The organism is Pseudomonas sp. MB-090624, from assembly GCF_003205245.1.
In the GTDB taxonomy this organism is placed as follows: Bacteria; Pseudomonadota; Gammaproteobacteria; order Pseudomonadales; family Pseudomonadaceae; genus Aquipseudomonas; species Aquipseudomonas juntendi.
The window spans coordinates 1-18249 of record NZ_QJRK01000040.1 but is presented as its reverse complement, the minus strand read 5'-3'; the positions used below and the strand labels follow the sequence as shown (position 1 = coordinate 18249).

Annotated in this window: 16 protein-coding genes and 4 pseudogenes; 14 read left to right on the top strand and 6 right to left on the bottom strand. The window is 59.6% G+C overall.

What is annotated here, in order from left to right; genetic code table 11:
- The 4 genes from aceF (at nucleotide 1) to DMX12_RS20940 (ending at nucleotide 6034) form a co-directional block, all read left to right on the top strand.
- Nucleotides 1-1641 (top strand): dihydrolipoyllysine-residue acetyltransferase, encoded by a 1641-nt coding sequence (aceF, locus tag DMX12_RS20955; RefSeq protein ID WP_054881578.1) that lies wholly within the window; start codon nucleotides 1-3, stop codon nucleotides 1639-1641.
- Between the two features lie 249 nt (nucleotides 1642-1890).
- Nucleotides 1891-4581, top strand: coding sequence for a bifunctional diguanylate cyclase/phosphodiesterase (locus DMX12_RS20950; protein ID WP_110679353.1), 2691 nt, complete (start codon nucleotides 1891-1893; stop codon nucleotides 4579-4581).
- 157 nt (nucleotides 4582-4738) lie between these two features.
- Complete coding sequence (gene msrA, locus DMX12_RS20945) at nucleotides 4739-5407, top strand: peptide-methionine (S)-S-oxide reductase MsrA (protein WP_054904284.1); 669 nt, start codon at nucleotides 4739-4741, stop codon at nucleotides 5405-5407.
- Nucleotides 5408-5410: 3 nt separating this feature from the next.
- Entirely contained in the window at nucleotides 5411-6034 is a 624-nt protein-coding gene (locus DMX12_RS20940; protein WP_110679352.1) for a glutathione S-transferase, read from the top strand.
- 175 nt (nucleotides 6035-6209) lie between these two features.
- On the opposite strand, the gene DMX12_RS20935 is transcribed toward DMX12_RS20940, so the two are convergent.
- Entirely contained in the window at nucleotides 6210-6710 is a 501-nt protein-coding gene (locus DMX12_RS20935) for an ATP-dependent zinc protease (protein ID WP_009682544.1), read from the bottom strand.
- 182 nt (nucleotides 6711-6892) lie between these two features.
- On the opposite strand from DMX12_RS20935, the gene DMX12_RS20930 reads away from it, so the two are divergent.
- Both DMX12_RS20930 and DMX12_RS20925 read left to right on the top strand, forming a co-directional pair.
- Complete coding sequence (locus DMX12_RS20930) at nucleotides 6893-7780, top strand: acyltransferase (RefSeq protein WP_110679351.1); 888 nt, start codon at nucleotides 6893-6895, stop codon at nucleotides 7778-7780.
- A gap of 223 nt (nucleotides 7781-8003) precedes the next feature.
- Nucleotides 8004-9353, top strand: coding sequence for an APC family permease (locus DMX12_RS20925; RefSeq protein WP_110679350.1), 1350 nt, complete (start codon nucleotides 8004-8006; stop codon nucleotides 9351-9353).
- A 219-nt stretch (nucleotides 9354-9572) separates the two neighbouring features.
- Here the strand turns inward: DMX12_RS20925 and DMX12_RS20915 are convergent, their stop codons facing one another.
- Complete coding sequence (locus DMX12_RS20915) at nucleotides 9573-10148, bottom strand: DUF2780 domain-containing protein (RefSeq protein ID WP_110679348.1); 576 nt, start codon at nucleotides 10146-10148, stop codon at nucleotides 9573-9575.
- A 210-nt stretch (nucleotides 10149-10358) separates the two neighbouring features.
- Between DMX12_RS20915 and DMX12_RS20910 the strand changes: the two genes are divergently transcribed.
- Entirely contained in the window at nucleotides 10359-10976 is a 618-nt protein-coding gene (locus DMX12_RS20910) for an RHS repeat-associated core domain-containing protein (protein WP_110679347.1), read from the top strand.
- Here DMX12_RS20910 and DMX12_RS20905 read toward each other — a convergent pair.
- Nucleotides 10970-11986, bottom strand: a complete 1017-nt coding sequence (locus DMX12_RS20905) for an IS30 family transposase (protein ID WP_110679346.1) — start codon at nucleotides 11984-11986, stop codon at nucleotides 10970-10972. The genes DMX12_RS20910 and DMX12_RS20905 overlap by 7 nt on opposite strands.
- Before the next feature lie 372 nt (nucleotides 11987-12358).
- Between DMX12_RS20905 and DMX12_RS30045 the strand changes: the two are divergent.
- Both DMX12_RS30045 and DMX12_RS20895 read left to right on the top strand, forming a co-directional pair.
- Nucleotides 12359-12600, top strand: a pseudogene (locus DMX12_RS30045) (hypothetical protein).
- Between the two features lie 26 nt (nucleotides 12601-12626).
- Nucleotides 12627-12773 (top strand): annotated as a pseudogene (locus DMX12_RS20895) (Putrescine importer PuuP); the annotation flags it as partial.
- A gap of 221 nt (nucleotides 12774-12994) precedes the next feature.
- Here the strand turns inward: DMX12_RS20895 and DMX12_RS20885 are convergent.
- Nucleotides 12995-13435 (bottom strand): annotated as a pseudogene (locus DMX12_RS20885) (DUF2780 domain-containing protein); the annotation flags it as partial.
- A gap of 160 nt (nucleotides 13436-13595) precedes the next feature.
- Between DMX12_RS20885 and DMX12_RS30040 the strand changes: the two are divergent.
- The 3 genes and pseudogenes from DMX12_RS30040 to DMX12_RS29340 all read left to right on the top strand — a co-directional run.
- Nucleotides 13596-14576, top strand: a complete 981-nt coding sequence (locus DMX12_RS30040; protein WP_249122073.1) for an RHS repeat-associated core domain-containing protein — start codon at nucleotides 13596-13598, stop codon at nucleotides 14574-14576.
- Between the two features lie 247 nt (nucleotides 14577-14823).
- Entirely contained in the window at nucleotides 14824-15066 is a 243-nt protein-coding gene (locus DMX12_RS20875; protein WP_110679343.1) for a hypothetical protein, read from the top strand.
- A 26-nt stretch (nucleotides 15067-15092) separates the two neighbouring features.
- Nucleotides 15093-15260, top strand: a pseudogene (locus DMX12_RS29340) (hypothetical protein); the annotation flags it as partial.
- A 201-nt stretch (nucleotides 15261-15461) separates the two neighbouring features.
- Here the strand turns inward: DMX12_RS29340 and DMX12_RS20870 are convergent.
- A complete protein-coding gene (locus tag DMX12_RS20870; protein ID WP_110679342.1) occupies nucleotides 15462-16028 on the bottom strand; it encodes a DUF2780 domain-containing protein in 567 nt (188 codons plus the stop codon).
- A gap of 202 nt (nucleotides 16029-16230) precedes the next feature.
- On the opposite strand from DMX12_RS20870, the gene DMX12_RS20865 reads away from it, so the two are divergent.
- Both DMX12_RS20865 and DMX12_RS20860 read left to right on the top strand, forming a co-directional pair.
- On the top strand, nucleotides 16231-17232 hold the full coding sequence (locus tag DMX12_RS20865) for an RHS repeat-associated core domain-containing protein (protein ID WP_110679341.1): 1002 nt from the start codon (nucleotides 16231-16233) through the stop codon (nucleotides 17230-17232).
- 326 nt (nucleotides 17233-17558) lie between these two features.
- Nucleotides 17559-17753: a hypothetical protein gene (locus tag DMX12_RS20860; protein WP_110679340.1), complete on the top strand. Its 195-nt coding sequence runs from the start codon at nucleotides 17559-17561 to the stop codon at nucleotides 17751-17753.
- Nucleotides 17754-17953: 200 nt separating this feature from the next.
- On the opposite strand, the gene DMX12_RS20855 is transcribed toward DMX12_RS20860, so the two are convergent.
- A partial coding sequence (locus DMX12_RS20855) for a DUF2780 domain-containing protein (RefSeq protein ID WP_146226857.1) occupies nucleotides 17954-18249 on the bottom strand: 296 nt, incomplete at its 5' end.

Below are 18249 nucleotides of genomic sequence, written 5' to 3'. Positions count from 1 at the left end.
GTGAGCGAACTCATTCGCGTACCTGACATCGGCAGCGGTGAAGGTGAAATCATCGAGCTGTTCGTCAAGGTCGGTGACCGTATCGAGGCTGACCAGAGCCTGCTGACCCTGGAGTCCGACAAGGCCTCCATGGAGATCCCGGCGCCCAAGGCCGGTGTCATCAAGGAGCTGAAGGTCAAGCTGGGCGACCGCCTGAAGGAAGGCGACGAACTGCTGGTGCTGGAAGCCGAGGGCGCCGCTGCTGCGGCCCCTGAGGCGCCAGCCGCTGCACCGGCCGAGGCTGCTGCCCCGGCCCCGGCCGCTGAAGCCGCCCCTGCCCCAGCGGCAGCGGCTGCACCGGCTGCCGCCGCCGTGCAGGACATCCACGTGCCAGACATCGGTTCGTCGGGCAAAGCCAAGATCATCGAAGTACTGGTCAAAGTCGGCGACACCGTCGAAGCCGACCAGTCGCTGATTACCCTGGAGTCCGACAAGGCCTCCATGGAAATCCCGTCGCCGGCTGCCGGCGTGGTCGAAGAAGTCCTGTGCAAGCTGGAAGACGAAGTCGGCACTGGCGACCTGATCTTCAAGCTGAAGGTCGCTGGCGCAGCACCTGCTGCTGCCCCGGCACCTGCCGCCGCTGCCCCGGCCAAGGCTGAGGCTGCCCCGGCTGCCGCACCTGCTGCTGCCGCCCCAGCGGCAGCCCCTGCGCCGGCTACCACCGCGCCGGCTGCCGGTAGCAACGCCAAGGTCCACGCAGGCCCGGCGGTGCGCCAACTGGCCCGTGAATTCGGTGTCGACCTGGGCGCAGTCGCGGCCACCGGCCCGCACGGCCGCATCCTGAAGGAAGACGTGCAGGTCTACGTCAAAGCGATGATGCAAAAGGCATCGAGCGCCCCGGCAGCTGCCGGCGCGACCGGTGGCGCCGGCATCCCGCCGATCCCTGCCGTGGACTTCAGCAAGTTCGGTGAAGTGGAAGAAGTGGCCCTGACCCGCCTGATGCAGGTCGGTGCCGCCAACCTGCACCGCAGCTGGCTGAACGTGCCGCACGTGACCCAGTTCGACTCCGCCGACATCACCGAGCTGGAAGCCTTCCGCGTGGCGCAGAAGGCCGTGGCCGAAAAGGCTGGCGTGAAGCTGACCGTGCTGCCACTGCTGCTCAAGGCCTGCGCATTCCTGCTCAAGGAACTGCCAGACTTCAACAGCTCGCTGGCGCCAAGCGGCAAGGCCATCATCCGCAAGAAGTACGTGCACATCGGCTTCGCCGTGGATACCCCGGACGGCCTGCTGGTCCCTGTGATCAAGAACGTCGACCAGAAGAGCCTGCTGCAACTGGCTGCCGAAGCTGCGGCACTGGCTGAAAAAGCCCGTACCAAGAAGCTCTCGGCGGACGAGATGCAGGGTGCCTGCTTCACCATCTCCAGCCTCGGCCACATTGGCGGCACCGGTTTCACGCCGATCGTCAACGCGCCGGAAGTGGCGATCCTTGGCGTGTCCAAGGCGACCATGCAGCCGGTCTGGGATGGCAAGGCCTTCCAGCCCAAGCTGATGCTGCCACTGTCGCTGTCCTACGATCACCGTGTGATCAACGGCGCTGCCGCCGCGCGCTTCACCAAGCGCCTGGGCGACGTGCTGGGCGACATCCGCACCATGCTGCTGTAAGGCGGCCCACTGCCCCTGCATGCAGGGGCAGTTCCTTTTTCGAGCTGCCACGCTCGTACCTCAACCCCGTCGATTGGCGGGGCTTTTTTTGCCCGCCGGAAAACCAGGCCAAACTACAGATTCCGGCCAGGCCGCCGATAACCCCTACACAGCATCACACATGGCTGCTTGCCAGCCCTTGGCACATGATGCAACCTTGCCAGACCCGCAGCGGCCCTACGCAGCATTCCCTCTTCAAGCGAGTCTTCGATGAAAAGCCAACCCGATGCCGCCAGCCGTGTGGCGGCCGAGGTCGTCACGCCGTTACCCGTGCCCTCGCGGCTGGGCATGCTGCGTTTCGAAAGGCTCAACGAAGCCAGCTGGGCCATGCTTTACCTGGACCCAGCCTGCGAGCGGCAGTTCGGCCTGCATGCCGGCACCTTGTGCGCACAGTTCGAGGCGCCCTACGCCAGCCTGATGGAACCCGAGGCACGCTACCGCCTGCACGACGAGATCCAGCAGCAACTGGCCCAGCGCGGTTACTACCGGGTGCGCTATACCCTGCATACGCCCAATACCGCACTGCGCCTGCTGGAGGCGGGTGAAGCCTACAAGCAGCACAACCGCCTGCTGCTGCGTGGCTACCTGAGCGTGCTCGACGAGCAGCCGCACGACGCCGCCGAGCAGGATGCCAACGACCTGGAGTCGCGCAACAACCGCCTGCAGTTGGCCCTGCAACTGAACCAGCGCGCCCAGCAGGAGCAACTCGAGCACCTGGAACGCGTACGCGGCCAGCAGGACCTGATCCTGCGTTTGGCCCGCCAACGTTACAGTGCCGAAAACTCGCTGCTGGAAGCCGCCCAGCTGATCACCCAGAGCGCTTGCGAAATCTACAACGTAGACAGCGCCAGCATCTGGCACCTGGAAGACCAGCGCCTGGAGCCGATCACCGCGTGGAAACGCGACACCCAGGAACACCGCCGCCCCGAAGCCATCGACGCCAGCCGTTTCCCAGACTACCTCGACGCGCTGCACGCCAGCCGCGCCATCGATGCCCATAACGCCGGCCATGACCCGCGCACCCGTGAGCTGGCACGAAGTCTGTGCCCGGAAAACAAGGCCATGCTCGACGCCAGCATTCGTGTCGACGGCCAGGTGGTGGGTGTGCTGTGCCTGGAGCAGACCGGCCAGCCCCGTGCCTGGCAGTCGGATGAAATCGCCTTCGCCGGCGAACTGGCCGACCAGTTCGCCCAGGTCATCACCAACCACAACCGCCGCGCTGCAGCCAACGCCCTGCACCTGTTCCAGCGTGCGGTCGAACAAAGCGCCAGCGCGTTCCTGCTGGTCAACCGCGATGGCCGGGTGGAGTACGTCAACCCAAGCTTTACCGCCATTACCCAGTACAGCACCGACGAAGTACAAGGCCGCCACCTCGGCGAGCTGCCGGCGCTGGAAAACCTCAATGAGTTGTTGTTCGACTCACCGTCAAGCCTGGCCATGGGCAACAGCTGGCAAGGCGAATTCAAGAGCCGGCGCAAGAACCTCGAGCCCTACTGGGGGCAGCTGTCGATTTCCAAGGTGTACGGCGACAACCGTGAGCTGACCCACTACATCGGCATCTATGAAGACATCACCCAGACCAAACTGGCGCAGCAGCGCATCGAACGCCTGGCGTACACCGACAACCTGACCAACCTGGGCAACCGCCCGGCGTTCATTCGCAGCCTGGATGAGCGCTTTGCCCGCGACGGCGAACACTCGATGTGCCTGCTGCTGGTAGACATCGACAACTTCAAGCGCATCAACGACAGCCTTGGGCATCAGACCGGCGACAAGCTGCTCATCAGCCTGGCCCGGCGCCTGCGCAACAGCCTGCACAGCGGCGGTATCCTGGCACGCTTTGCGAGCAACGAGTTCGCCGTGCTGCTGGACAACACCATCCTGGAAGATGGCCAGGGCGTGGCCCTGCAGTTGCTGCGCACCCTCGACAAGCCGATGTTCGTCGACAACCAGTTGATCAACGTTACCGCCTCGGTCGGCCTGGCCTATGCACCCTTGAACGGCAGCGACCCGGCCAGCCTGATGAAGAACGCCGGCCTGGCGCTGCACAAGGCCAAGGCCAACGGCAAGCACCAGGTGCAGGTGTTCACCGAAGTGCTCAATGCCGAGGCCAGCTACAAGCTGTTCGTCGAGAACAACCTGCGGCGCGCGCTGACCCAGAACGAGCTGGAGGTGTTCTACCAGCCCAAGCTGTGCCTGCGCAGCGGTCGCCTGCTGGGCCTGGAGGCGCTGCTGCGCTGGAACCACCCCGAGCGCGGCATGATCCGCCCGGACCAGTTCATCAGCGTGGCCGAGGAAACCGGCCTGATCATCCCCATTGGCAAGTGGGTCGTGCGGCAGTCCTGCCGCATGAGCCAGGAATTGCGCGCCGCTGGCATGGGTAACCTGCATGTGGCCATCAACCTGTCGCCCAAGCAGTTTTCCGACCCGGACCTGGTGGCGTCGATCAGCAGCATCCTCAAGGAAGAAGCCCTGCCCCCGCACCTGCTGGAGCTGGAGCTGACCGAAGGCTTGCTGCTGGAAGCCAGCGAAGACACCCACCGCCAGCTGGAGGAACTCAAGGCCTTGGGGCTGACCCTGGCCATGGACGACTTTGGCACCGGCTACTCGTCGCTGAGCTACCTCAAGAAGTTTCCAATCGACATCCTCAAGATCGACCGTAGCTTCATCAACGAGATCCCCGACAACCAGGACGACATGGAAATCACCTCGGCAGTGATCGCCATGGCCCACAACCTGAAGCTGAAGGTGGTGGCCGAGGGCATCGAAACCCCGGAGCAGCTGGCATTCTTGCGCAGGCACCGGTGTGATGTGGGCCAGGGCTACCTGTTCGACCGGCCGATCCCGGGGCGCGAGCTGGCCGAGCGGTTGAAGCGCTATCCGCGTGGACCGGTGGCCTGACAGCGGCGTAAACCTCGGGCACTATAGAAGCCATTCGGGCCTCTTCGCGGGCACGCCCGCTCCCACAGGCTCCCCACAACATCCAGATCCTGTGGGAACGGGCATGCCCGCGAAAGCCCCAACCCCTATCCAACTGGTTAAACACAGAGGAACGGCTATGGTCCTGCGTTCGGAAATCCTGGTGAACAAAAACGTCATGCCTACCGCGGAACAGGCCCTGCCTGGCCGCGAAACGCCAATGAGCCTGCCCGAGTTCCACTACGTCTTCAAGGACACCCCATTGCTCGGCCCGTTCTTCGAAGGCAGCATCGACTTCGCCATCTTCGGCCTGGGCTGCTTCTGGGGTGCCGAGCGCCGTTTCTGGCAGCGCGAAGGGGTGGTCAGCACCGTGGTGGGCTACGCCGGCGGCTTTACCCCGAACCCAACCTACGAAGAGGTCTGCTCGGGCCTGACCGGCCACACCGAAGTGGTGCTGGTGGTGTTCGACAAGGACAAGGTCAGCTACCGCGAGCTGCTGGCGATGTTCTGGGAGCTGCACAACCCGACCCAGGGCATGCGCCAGGGTAACGATGTCGGCACCCAATACCGCTCGGCCATCTACTGCACCAGCCCGGAACAGCTGGAACAGGCCAAGGCCAGCCGTGACGCCTTCCAGGCCGAGCTGAGCAAGGCCGGGTTCGGCGAAATCACCACCGAAATCGACCAGGCACCGACGGTGTACTTCGCCGAGGCCTACCACCAGCAGTACCTGGCCAAGAACCCGGACGGCTACTGCGGTATCGGCGGCACCGGCGTGTGCCTGCCACCCAGCCTGCAAGGTAACTGAAGCATGAGCACGATGACGCTGTTCCACTCGCCCTTGTCGCCGTTCGTGCGCAAGGTGATGGTTGTGCTGCACGAAACCGGCCAGTTGCAGCGGGTGCAGCTGCAGCCGGTCAACATCAGCCCGGTGAGCGGCGACCCGCAGCTGAACCAGGACAACCCGATCGGCAAGATCCCGGCGCTGCGCCTGGAAGACGGCACCGTGCTGCACGACAGCCGGGTGATCTGTGAGTACCTCGACCAGCAGCACGTCGGCCTGCCGCTGCTGCCACGCGAAGGCTCGGCGCGCTGGCGGCGCCTGACGCTGGTGTCGCAGGCCGATGCGGTCCTGGATGCAGCGGTATCGTGCCGTTATGAAAGCTTCCTGCGGCCTGAAGACAAGCGCTGGGACGGTTGGCTGCAGGCGCAGGGCGACAAGATTCGCCGAAGCCTGGCCAACCTGGAGCAGGAGCATTTGCCTGAGCTGATGTCCGGGTTCGACCTGGCGGCGATAGGCGTGGCCTGTGCGCTGGGGTATCTGGACCTGCGTCAGCCCGAGTTCGGCTGGCGCGAGCACCAGCCCGGGCTGGCCGCGTGGTATGCCGAGGTGAGCAAGCGGCCGTCGATGGTCGCCACTTCTCCGCAGGCCTGAAGGGCCTCTTCGCGGGCACGCCCGCTCCCACAGGGACATCACAGTATTCGAGAGCTGTGCAGTACCTGTGGGAGCGGGCATGCCCGCGAAGGCCTCACCTGGGTACCACAGGAAAAAAGTGCCCAATCCTGATCCAATCAGCGCCCGACCTGTTTGCCCTCCCTCAAGCTACGTATCAGCAGTCTGGCTTGCCAGCAGTAAATTTCTTCGCCGGGTTGACCGCCGCCTTGAACTCGCGCAGCGCCTTGGAGCCAATCAACAGCGGGTAGTTGAAGTTGCTGCGGTCCACCAGGTTCACTTCGACAGTGCGTTTCACGTCACCCAGGCACAACTGCAGGTCGACCACCGGGCGCTTGGAAACTTCCGGCGTATCCCCTTCGTCTTCCTCATCGGCCCGCCCTTTGATCTTGCTGATACGCGAGACCTTGTGCTCGTAAACTTTGCCATCGGCGTCCTTGGTCGCCAGGCGAAAGCGCACCCACTCATCGCCATCGCGGGTGAACAACTCGATATCCTTGGCCGACAGCGAGGCGGTAAAGGCGCCGGTATCCATCTTGGCTTTCAACGTTTCGCCCAGCTCGGGCAGGGCGATGTTCTCGTAGCGGCCGTAGAGGGTAGGGTCGGCGGCCATTACCGGCAGTGACAACAACGACAACAGGGCAAGCAAAGGTTTCACAGGCAGGCTTCCTTCAAAGAGGTCAGTGCTTAGACTGCACTGGCAGGATAGGTTCGTTGTCACAAGGTTATCCAACATGTTGTGAAACATTTGTTCCTGCCGCCGGGCATTGGACATTTGGCGTAGGCCACGGCGCTGCTTATCATTGCGCCCTGCCAACTTCATACAACAAGAGTTTCCTTATGCGTCGCCTGCTTACCGGCATTCTTACGACCACCCTGCTGCTGCTCAACACCTTGGTGCTGATCTGCCCGCTGCTGGTCTTCGCCCTGCTCAAACTGGTGTTGCCGGGCCGTGGCCGTGACTATGCCTCGTGGGCGGTGATGTGGGTGGCCGAAACCTGGTCGGAAATCGACAAGGCCATCTTTGCCCTGTGCATCCCCACCCAGTGGGATATCCGCGGCGTCGAGAACCTGCGCAAGGACACTTCCTACCTGGCGGTTAGCAACCACCAGTCCTGGGTGGACATTCCTGCCTTGATCGAAAGCCTCAACCGGCGCACGCCGTTCTTCAAGTTCTTCCTGAAAAAAGAACTGATCTGGGTACCGCTGCTGGGGCTGGCCTGGTGGGGGCTGGATTACCCGTTCATGAAGCGCTACAGCAAGGCCTTTCTGGCCAAGCACCCCGAGCTGAAGGGCAAGGACCTGGAGATTACCAAGGCCGCCTGCGAGCTGTTCAAGCGCCAGCCGGTGACCGTGGTCAACTACCTCGAAGGCACGCGCTTCACCGACGCCAAGCGCCAGGCGCAACAGTCGCCATACCGTTACCTGCTCAAGCCCAAGGCCGGTGGCGTGGCGTTCGTGCTGGCGGCGCTGGGTGATCAGCTCGATGCGCTGCTGGACGTGACCATCGTGTACCCAGGCAACAAGGCGCCGGGGTTCTGGGATTTGCTCAATGGCAGCATTAGCCGGGTGATTATCGACATTCAGGTGCGTGAGCTGGACCCTGGATTGTGGGCGGGGGATTACGAGAACGATCCTGAATTCCGCCAAACTGTGCAGGCCTGGGTGAACCAGTTGTGGTGGGACAAGGACCAGCGGATCGAGCAACTGCGGGGGGAGATGGGCTGAGGTCTTTACCGCCTGATGGGGCCTCTTCGCGGGCGAACCCGCTCCCACGCAGGGTGGTGCTACCTTCGGGCTTGCGCTGCCACCCGCGGCCCGCTCAGGCAGCCCAACAATCCGATTAAAACCCAGGCTAATAATCAACATAAGGATTACTTTTTTGTCATCCCCCACCCAAGTGGATAAAAATCGACCAAAGCACAACTAAAAAAACGCTCTGGATCGATCGATGGCCAACCCACCCAGCTCCAACTCCGCTCAGCTTCGCCGTGTTCTCGGCCTTCCGGCCCTGGTGTTCTTCGGCCTGGTGTACATGGTCCCGCTGACCATCTTCACCACTTATGGCATCGTGACAGAGCTGACCGGCGGCCGCACCGCGAGCGCCTACATGGTCACCCTGGTGGCCATGCTGTTCACCGCCGCGTCCTACAGCTTCATGGTCAAGCGTTTCCCAGTGGCAGGCTCGGCGTACTCCTACACCAACATGGCTTTCGGCCCCAACATCGGCTTCCTCGCTGGCTGGTCGTTGCTGCTCGACTATCTATTCCTGCCGATGATCAACTACCTGTTGATAGGCTTGTTCCTCAATATCGCCTTCCCGGCCATCCCGGCGTGGTCCATTGCGCTGGCCTCGATCGCCCTGGTCACCGTGCTCAACGTGGTCGGCATTCATTCGGTGGCCAAAACCAGCAACCTGATCGTCGGCGCGCAGATCGTCTTCATCGTGGTATTCGTGGCGCTGTCATGCCAAACGCTGGCCGGCCAGCCGCTCGACCTGCTGTCGCCGCTGCTGGGTGACGGCTCACAACCTGGCTTTGGCGCGCTGATGGCCGGTGCGGCGGTGTTGTGCCTGTCGTTCCTCGGCTTCGATGCCGTTTCGACCCTGGCTGAAGAATGCCGCGATGCCCGCCGCGACGTGCCACGGGCGATCATCCTCACCACCCTGTTCGCTGGCGTACTGTTCACCGTACTGGCCTATGTCAGCCAGCTGGTCATGCCGGGCACCACATTCGCCAATGCCGATGCGGCGGCCAACGAGGTGATGTTCAAGGCGGGTGGGCAGTTCCTGGCCAACTTCTTCACCGCAGCTTTTGTTGCCGGCAGCCTGGGCTCGGCGCTGGCCTCGCAGGCGGCAGTGTCGCGCATCCTGTTCACCATGGGCCGTGACAACGTGCTGCCGCGGCGCAGCTTCGGTTACCTGTCGCCACGGTTCGGTACCCCGGTGTTCGCCATTTTGCTGGTGTCGGCGTTTTCGCTGCTGGCGTTGGTGATCGACCTGGCGACCCTGGCCTCGCTGATCAGCTTTGGTGCGCTGGTAGCGTTTTCGGCGGTGAACCTGGCGGTGGTGAAGACCCACTTGATGGATGACGGGGCGCATCGCAACCTCAAGGGGCTGCTGTGCTATGGCCTCGTGCCGCTGGTAGGTTTGGGGCTTACGCTGTGGTTGTGGACCAGCCTGTCGGCGCTGACGCTGGTGATTGGCCTGTGCTGGTTTGCCTTGGGCCTTGCCTACCTGGCGGTACTGACCGCCGGCTTCCGCCGCCCGGTGCGGCTGGTGGACTTCACAGAAACAGCCTGACTCCGCTTTCCTGGGCTTGACTCCGCTTTCCCGGGCTTGCGCGGTCGCTTGTAGGAGCGGCCTTGTGTCGCGAAAGGGCCGCGCAGCGGCCCCGGCAATCTTTGACGCGAAGCTGAAATCCTGGGGCCGCTGCGCAGCCCTTTCGCGACACAAGGCCGCTCCTACAGGACAGCGCCAGCTTTCAACGGCGGTGATGCCAGCCCTGGCGCTAAAGAACCATCAGACCGAAGGCTGAGCCAACGGCGCTGGCGTGGTCCACAAACTCCCCAGGTTCTGCAGCAACGAACCAGCAATCCCCTGCTGCCCCAGGTACTGCAGCAACAACGGCGCGAACTGCCCGATCATGCCGGTATCCATGCCCAGGGCCTTGAAGGCATTGTCCAGGTCGCTACGGTTCTGCACGTCGTTACCCAATGCCTTGTCCAAAGCCGACTGGCTACCCTTGTTGCTGCCCAGCAAATCCCCCAAGCCACTTAGCCCGCCCAGGGCATTGGCACCCGACAACAGGTCCAGGCCCGGTACCGCCTTGGTCAGCTGGCCATAGTCCTCGCTGCTCAGGCTGTTGCGTGCCAAACCCAACATCGCCCCCGCCCCGCCCACGGCCTGCTCGGGGGTAATGTTCAACTGACTGCCCAGGGTGTTGAGCAAATCGGCCTGCGCCTGGGGCGCCTGTACCTGGCCTTGCTGTTGCTGGTTCTGCATGGCGGATACGGCGTTGGCGGCGTCGCTGAAGTTGAAGGCGAACACCGGGCTTGCGGCCAGGGTTAACAGGGTTGCCAGGGTGAATGCTTTCATTGGGAGGGACTCTCGTGGGCCGGGATGGCCTGGGAAACGAGCGATTGGACTAGTGATTCAGGGGTTTGTTCCGGCTGATTTTCACATAACTGCAGGAGCGCATTGCAGCCCTTTTCACCTGATATTTTTAATAGTGGCGCCATGAGCATTTTACCGAAATACTGAAACCTTCGTGTTCTCAGCAATAGTACACAAAACTGGTACTCCCCAATGAAAATGAATCTATCGTATGCCTACACACCCTATGGCTATACTGTGCATCGCTCAACAAATAAGAGCTTACTCGGATTTAATGGCGAACTTTCCGACCCGATGACGGGCCTATATATATTGGGCTTAGGATATAGGCCGTACAGCGTGATCTTGATGCGCTTCATCGCAACGGATAGCTTGGCCCCCTTTGGCATAGGAGGCCTGAACGCGTACAGTTATATCAATGGCGACCCCATCAACTACACTGACCCTTCGGGCCATTCGGGCCGTTTAAATGCGCGCGCACTAATCGCAAGACGACAGTTTCAAAAACCTCCGACACACGAAAAAATCGTGATGAACCTTGACAGGCCAGCCCAATTTAGCGCTCCTAATCTAACAGACGCGCCACCCTCTTATTCCTCTCATCCACAAGCATTTTCATCACCTGTTTCGCCACCACCCTATACCCGCTATGCCACCGCAAAACTGCCGCGTTACACCAGTGACCTACCACCAGGCCATCATCGCATCATAACTCCAACGCGTGACTCTTCCGGTAAGTTTGAAAAACCACCTGCCCCGCCAATTTACCCTTGGCGGTTTCAGAGGCTGAGTGCAACACCACGTTACTGAGTTAAGGCGGAGTTCTCGTGATGTTTAGCCATCATCTGCGTCATCATTTCGATCGGGCATTGGTAATCAAAACGTTGGCGCGGACGGATGTTCAACTGGTACGCAATAGCGTCCAACTGCTCCTGGCTATGGGCCGATAAGTCTGTTCCTTTGGGTAAGTACTGCCGGATCAAGCCGTTGATGTTTTCGTTGCTGCCCCGCTGCCAAGGGCTGTGCGGGTCACAGAAGTAGACAGCTACGCCGGTGCGCTGGGTGATTTCGGCATGGCGCGCCATCTCACGGCCTTGGTCGTAGGTAAGCGTCTTACGTGCTGCCAGCGGCATTCGGTTCAGTGCAGCACTGAAGCCTTCTACGGCCGAGGTGGCGGTGGCGTCATGCATTTTCACCAGCATCAGGTAGCCCGTGCTGCGCTCCACCAGGGTGCCCACTGCAGAGGCGTTGCCTTTGCCTTTAATCAGATCGCCTTCCCAGTGCCCCGGCGTCAAACGGTCTTCCACCTCTGGCGGGCGAACATGAATGCTGACCAAGTCGGGAATTTGGCCGCGCCGGTCAACCCCACCCGAGCGCGGGCGGCGACTGGTTTTGCCTTGCCGCAGGCAGATGATCAGCTCTTTACGAAGCTCGCCCACCGGCAAGGCGTAGATAGCGTTGTAAATCGTTTCGCGACAGACGTAGGCGTCTTCAAGCTTCGGGAATTCCATGCGTTTGAGTTTGCCGGCAATTTGCTGAGGAGAAAAGCATTGTCGCAACAGGTAGACCACAAGGTCGAACAGTTCGCTACCTGGCTCAAGCTTGCGCGCGGGCCGACAGCTTTTGCGGCGTTGGCGCATCTGCTGATGGGCTTGGCTGGCAGAATAGCGCTCGGTGTTGCCACCATTACGGCGAAGTTCGCGGCTGATGGTCGAAGGACTGCGATCAAGCATCTTGGCGATGGCTCGTTGGCTCAGCCCCTGAAGCTGGCCAAGCTGGAGGGTGATGCGTTCTTCAATACTGAGTTCGTGATAAGACATAGGCACACCGTACCGGATTGGTCAGGTGTTGCACTCAGTTTTTGCCGCCGCCCTTTGGAACTTCTGTCTCGCCGTGTAAGCACTCGACCACCTTCTGTCGCATTTGAACGCCTTAATGCTCAGCTTAACCAAGAGGAGGCAATGTATTATAGGTTTAGCACCATCATCGACATTCTAGAGAGAAATAACATGAGCGTCCCTGAAAATCTCCGTCGAAACCTTTATACCCTTCAGCAGGATCGAGACATTCTCCGTGACGCGCTCGACATATAAAATCACAAAATATATTCAATTATTTTTCATCACCTCAAACTTTAGGAGCTGGATGATGAGAAAGCAAATAATGACGAGACCGATTCAGTTCGTTCCATCATGCTCAAGATCGTCTCCGATGCCCCCCAGCACTTACCATCCCTCGAAGACAAACTCATCCAGCCCGCAGAGTACGTGATGTGCGCGCGAACTGCTGCGCAGCAGGCGGGGTGCTGCAATCCCAGTTGTCCGGGCCGGTACTGATCATGGCGACGATACATGAACTCGAGGCGCTAAAGGCGTTGTTAGAGGCGGCCTTGATCCAGGTCCAGTTGCCTTCTGAATCGAGAACGTTGCATTAAGGGCTCCAAGCCTTGCGTAGCCTGAGCTGGCTCTGTGGCTGTGGACCAGCCTGTCGGCACTGACGCTGGTGATTGGCCTGTGCTGGTTTGCCCTGGGTCTTGCCTACCTGGCGGTACTGACCGCCGGCTTCCGCCGCCCGGTGCGCCTGGTGGACTTTACAGAAACAGCCTGACTCCGCTTTCCTGGGCTTGACTCCGCTTTCCCAGGCTTGCGCGGTCGCTTGTAGGAGCGGCCTTGTGTCGCGAAAGGGCTGCGCAGCGGCCCCAGGATTTCAGCTTCGCGTCAAAGATTGCCGGGGCCGCTGCGCGGCCCTTTCGCGACACAAGGCCGCTCCTACCAGCGACCGCGCCAGCCTTCAACGGCAGTGATGCCAGCCCTGGCGCTAATGAACCATCAGACCGAAGGCTGAGCCAACGGCGCTGGCGTGGTCCACAAACTCCCCAGGTTCTGCAGCAACAACGGCGCGAACTGCCCGATCATGCCGGTATCCATGCCCAGGGCCTTGAAGGCATTGTCCAGGTCGCTACGGTTCTGCGCGTCGTTACCCAATGCCTTGTCCAAAGCCGACTGGCTACCCTTGTTGCTGCCCAGCAAATCCCCCAAGCCACTTAGCCCGCCCAGGGCATTGGCAACCGACAACAGGTCCAGGCCCGGTACCGCCTTGGTCAGCTGGCCATAGTCCTCGCTGCTCAGGCTGTTGCGTGCCAAACCCAACATCGCCCCCGCCCCGCCCACGGCCTGCTCGGGGGTGATGTTCAACTGGCTGCCCAGGGTGTTGAGCAAATCGGCCTGCGCCTGGGGCGCCTGTACCTGGCCTTGCTGTTGCTGATTTTCCGAGAGGGGCCTCGTTGGCCAGAATGGCCTGAAAAACAAGAGATCTGACTGGCGCTCATTGGGCTTGTTCCCACCGTCTAACAACTAGCAAAACTACCAGTTGTGGTTATGCAATGCTTCGCGCAGCATCAAGCACTCCGACAACTGTTGGGTGAATGTTATGCCGAACAAAACAAACGGAAGAACCGAACCAGCTTGCGAAGCGACCGGCCTCCGCTTTAAAAAATTGTCAAATGACAATTCTCTACACTTCTATCAAAATGGTCATTTAAACACTACAGTATCTCCGCACGGGTGCCGTCATATTGTTCGCGTGCAAGATACAGTTTTGGCGCAACTCGAAAGAGCGCAGGCGACAAAAATATTGACGAGCGATCGCGCCAATTCTGTCTTGGGCCTGCTCGACAGGGTCATGACGTACTCACCTTACGGCCATCTGGAAACCTCGGAAGACGCCGTGCTATTGGCCTTCAACGGTCAATGGCGTGACCCGCGGACCTTATGCTACCTATTAGGTAGCTATCGGCTGTTCAGTCCGCAACTACAGCGGTTTTGTAGCCCAGACTCTTTTAGTCCCTTTGCCAGTGGTGGTTTGAACGCTTATAGCTACTGCTTTGGCGACCCCACAAACCATACAGATAATTCGGGGCATATAGCATACAGAATATTTAGGCGTCTCTTGCCCATGTTCAGGAATACTGAGTCAGAATCCAAATACTACAAATCAAAAATTAAAAATTTGGTAAACAAGGCCAACAAGGCACAGAGAAAAGTATACAATATTGAAAATGAATACCGACACAAACCTTACACTTATAGACAACTCAAAGATACCGTGAATATGAGAGAAAACCCCGATAAATACGAAAAGGGTCTTAGCAAATACATAGCAAAGTTAGTACCTGCCGTAGACAATCGCGATAAGCTCTATAGAAAGCAGCAAGAAAAACTTCCCAGCTACGTAGACAAGTCTGTTGGGCCCGAACAGAGCTCTCAGCTACAGGAGGACTTAGCCAAGGCTTTCAATGCACGGCGGCAGGCTAGGAGGGATAAAACCGCAGAGCCGGAGTGGATTGGAGAGTTTTTTGAGAGCTTATCCCATCAAGCTTCCGCCGTCAGGAGGCCTTATTCAACTGAGTAGTGACTTTCCAGGGCTGGAACGGGATGATCTGGGCTGGGCTCTAGTATCGGGCGGTCGCTGCGAAATCAGCGACCGGCTTTGACAGGCCGCACTCGTCAACCACATGGCTTTTGCCGTTATGGCAGCTGTGCATGGGGCACTCATGTGCGCCGGGTTTTGGTTCACCTACCGGTCTGTCAACCCATGTACCGCTGCCACCAATTGTTTGACAGCAGATGGTGATGGCCTCCATTTAAGGTGTTCCATCATGCTTAAGATCGTCCCCGATCCACCCCACACTTACCATTCCCTGGAAGACACACTCATCCAGGCCGCGGAGTACGCCCTGTGCGCGCAAACGGTCGCGCAGCAGGCGGTGCTGCTGCAGCCCAAGTCGCCATGCTCGGTACTGATCATGGCGACGATGCATGAACTCGAGGCGTTGCGAGCGCTGCTTGAGGCAGCCTTGATCCAGGTCCAGTTGCCTTGTGAGCCGCGGACGTTGCATTAAGGGCTTCAAGCCTTGCGTTGCCTGAGCTGGTTCTGTGGCTGTGGACCAGCCTGTCGGCGCTGACGCTGGTGATCGGCCTGTGCTGGTTTGCACTGGGCCTTGCCTACCTGACGGTACTGACCGCCGGCTTCCGCCGCCCGGTGCGCCTGGTGGACTTCACAGAAAACAGCCTGACTCCGGTGTCCTGGGCTTGACTCCGCTTTCCCGGGCTTGCGCGGTCGCTTGTAGGAGCGGCCTTGTGTCGCGAAAGGGGCGCGCAGCGGCCCCGGCAATCTTTGACGCGAAGCTGAAATCCTGGGGCCGCTGCGCAGCCCTTTCGCGACACAAGGCCGGTCCTACCAGCGACCGCGCCAGCTTTCAACGGCGGTGATGCCAGCCCTGGCGCTAAAGAACCATCAGACCGAAGGCTGAGCCAACGGCGCTGGCGTGGTCCACAAACTCCCCAGGTTCTGCAGCAACGAACCAGCAATCCCCTGCTGCCCCAGGTACTGCAGCAACAAAGGCGCGAACTGCCCGATCATTCCGGTATCCATGCCCAGGGCTTTGAAGGCATTGTCCAGGTCGCTGCGGTTCTGCACGTCGTTACCCAATGCCTTGTCGAGGGCCGACTGGCTACCCTTGTTGCTGCCCAGCAAATCCCCCAAGCCACTTAGCCCGCCCAGGGCATTGGCGCCCGACAACAGGTCCAGGCCCGGTACCGCCTTGGTCAGCTGGCCATAGTCCTCGCTACTCAGGCTGTTGCGTGCCAAACCCAGCATGGCCCCCGCCCCGCCCACGGCCTGTTCGGGGGTAATGTTCAACTGGCTGCCCAGGGTGTTGAGCAAATCGGCCTGCGCCTGGGGCGCCTGTACCTGGCCTTGCTGTTGCTGGTTCTGCATGGCGGATACGGCGTTGGCGGCGTCGCCGAGGTTGAAGGCGAACACCGGGCTTGCGGCCAGGGTTAACAGGGTGAATGCTTTCATTGGAAGGGACTGTCGTGGGCCGGGATGGCCTGGGAAACGAGGTGTTTTACTAGAGCGGGAAGGGTTTGTTCCAGGCAGATTGTCTGCTGGCCATTCATTGCCGCCTCTCGGCGAAATCTACCTGTCATTTTTGTCAGTAGCCAATAATGTGAGAGTACCCAATACTCCAGCTTCAGAACTGTTCAACCACACGGACTCTGTCATGAGAAAAAAATCGACAAGCGATCTTTTCTACAGAGAAAATCAAATTGTAAATGTGATAACGGAAATTAACTCTCGCAGATTATTTTCCGTTTCAAAACGATGCCTTGCTGAGCACAACGCTCATGGCGTTCACATACTTGCAGTCGACGAAAATGGCTCTGTAATACGTGAGCACAGTACCTCTGATCGCGAACTGCACAACTATACGACCTATGGATATGCTTCAACGCTTCCGTCCATCAACACGCTAAAAGGATTCAATGGCGAATATTTTGACCCCATATGTCGAAATTATGTATTAGGCGCCGGCTACAGAGCGTTCAGCTCAACGCTTCGTCGCTTCAACAGCCCTGATAATATCAGTCCATTTGGGCTAGGTGGATGGAACGCTTATACTTATTGCTATGGCGACCCAGTAAATATCACCGACCCAAGCGGGCATAGCGGCATTTTCATGAGGATGCTCAAAGGTTTAGGCAATATGCTTGGCCTGAGGCGCCCACGGCAGTCTCCCACAACCGCCGATCCATCTATAGCTGGCCGGCTCTTTGACTCTGCCAGCGGGATGAAAATTAACTGGGGAGAGTCTACACCGCGCACTTCATACCGCGCCGAGAGCATTGGTACGCGTTCTATGATTTCTCTTACCCCACCCACTTCAGTAAAGCGACTTTCCGTAAATTCCAGCTCGGGCAACACTATCGGATTTGCCGATTTCAGCGCAATTGAAAAGATAGATCCCGCAATTCGCACTGAATCATGGGCCGCAGCTGCAAAGCGACGCGCCAACCTCAGCCCATTTGAAGGTAACGATTTTGAAATCACGGTGTATTCAGTAAATGAAAGCCTTATAAGTCAAAACCACGGACGTGTAAAAAGCAAATTAACAATGAACACCGCAAGGCGATACAAAGTAGGCAAGCTTTACATGATCGACGAAGTGATCTACACAGGCGCACACATAATTCAACGGCGCATACGAGACCTGAAGAACTACTAAACAAGCACTGCCGGCCACCCGACCCTGAGCAAAAAATAGACAGAATTTTTCTTTATCTTCTACAGCCCAGCTACCGATTGTCCCGAGCGTTCACGATTTCATCCATGGTCGTCTACGGAGGTTCTAGTCTCAGGCGGTCAATGCGGAATCAGCGACCGGCTTTGACAGGCCGCACTCTTCAACCACATGGCTTTTGCCGTTATTGCAGCTGTGCACAGGGCACTCATGTGCGCCGGGTTTTGGTTGACTACCGGTCTGTCAACCCATGTACATAGCCTCCCTCTTGTTTAACAGCAGGCCGGTGGTGGCATCAGAGGTCATCCAGCATGCTTAACCTCGTCCCTGATCCACCCCACACTTACCATTCATTAGTAGACACGCTCATTCAGGCCGCGGAGTACGCCCTGTGTGCGCAAACGGTCGCGCAACAGGCGGTGCTGCTGCAACCCAAGTCGCCAGGCTCGGTACTTGTACCCTTCCGGCCCCCGGTGCGCCTGGTGGACTTCACAGAAACAGCCTGACTCCGCTTTCCCGGGCTTGCGCGGTCGCTTGTAGGAGCGGCCTTGTGTCGCGAAAGGGGCGCGAAGCGGCCCCAGGATTTCAGCTTCGCGTCGAAGATTGCCGGGGCCGCTGCGCGGCCCTTTCGCGACACAAGGCCGCTCCTACAAGTACAGCGCCAGATTTAAACGGCGGTGATGCCAGCCCTGGCGCTAAAGAGCCATCAGACCGAAGGCTGAGCCAACGGCGCTGGCGTCGTCCAAAAACTGCCCAGGTACTGCAGCAACAACGGCGCGAACTGCCCGATCATTCCGGTATCCATGCCCAGGGCCTTGAAGGCATTGTCCAGGTCGCTGCGGTTCTGCGCGTCGTTACCCAACGCCTTGTCCAAGGCCGACTGGCTACCCTTGTTGCTGCCCAGCAAATCCCCCAAGCCACTTAGCCCGCCCAGGGCATTGGCACCCGACAACAGGTCCAGGCCCGGTACCGCCTTGGTCAGCTGGCCATAGTCCTCGCTGC

Bases quoted from the DNA above. Each gene is read 5' to 3' on its own strand.
- DMX12_RS20875 (WP_110679343.1), top strand. From the start codon at position 14,824: ATGCTTAAGATCGTCCCCGATCCACCCCACACTTACCATTCCCTGGAA.
- DMX12_RS20930 (WP_110679351.1), top strand. From the start codon at position 6,893: ATGCGTCGCCTGCTTACCGGCATTCTTACGACCACCCTGCTGCTGCTC.
- DMX12_RS20870 (WP_110679342.1), bottom strand. From the start codon at position 16,028: ATGAAAGCATTCACCCTGTTAACCCTGGCCGCAAGCCCGGTGTTCGCC.
- DMX12_RS20940 (WP_110679352.1), top strand. From the start codon at position 5,411: ATGAGCACGATGACGCTGTTCCACTCGCCCTTGTCGCCGTTCGTGCGC.
- DMX12_RS20950 (WP_110679353.1), top strand. From the start codon at position 1,891: ATGAAAAGCCAACCCGATGCCGCCAGCCGTGTGGCGGCCGAGGTCGTC.
- DMX12_RS20915 (WP_110679348.1), bottom strand. From the start codon at position 10,148: ATGAAAGCATTCACCCTGGCAACCCTGTTAACCCTGGCCGCAAGCCCG.
- DMX12_RS20910 (WP_110679347.1), top strand. From the start codon at position 10,359: ATGAAAATGAATCTATCGTATGCCTACACACCCTATGGCTATACTGTG.
- DMX12_RS30040 (WP_249122073.1), top strand. From the start codon at position 13,596: ATGCCGAACAAAACAAACGGAAGAACCGAACCAGCTTGCGAAGCGACC.
- DMX12_RS20925 (WP_110679350.1), top strand. From the start codon at position 8,004: ATGGCCAACCCACCCAGCTCCAACTCCGCTCAGCTTCGCCGTGTTCTC.
- DMX12_RS20905 (WP_110679346.1), bottom strand. From the start codon at position 11,986: ATGTCTTATCACGAACTCAGTATTGAAGAACGCATCACCCTCCAGCTT.
- DMX12_RS20865 (WP_110679341.1), top strand. From the start codon at position 16,231: ATGAGAAAAAAATCGACAAGCGATCTTTTCTACAGAGAAAATCAAATT.
- msrA (WP_054904284.1), top strand. From the start codon at position 4,739: ATGGTCCTGCGTTCGGAAATCCTGGTGAACAAAAACGTCATGCCTACC.
- DMX12_RS20860 (WP_110679340.1), top strand. From the start codon at position 17,559: ATGCTTAACCTCGTCCCTGATCCACCCCACACTTACCATTCATTAGTA.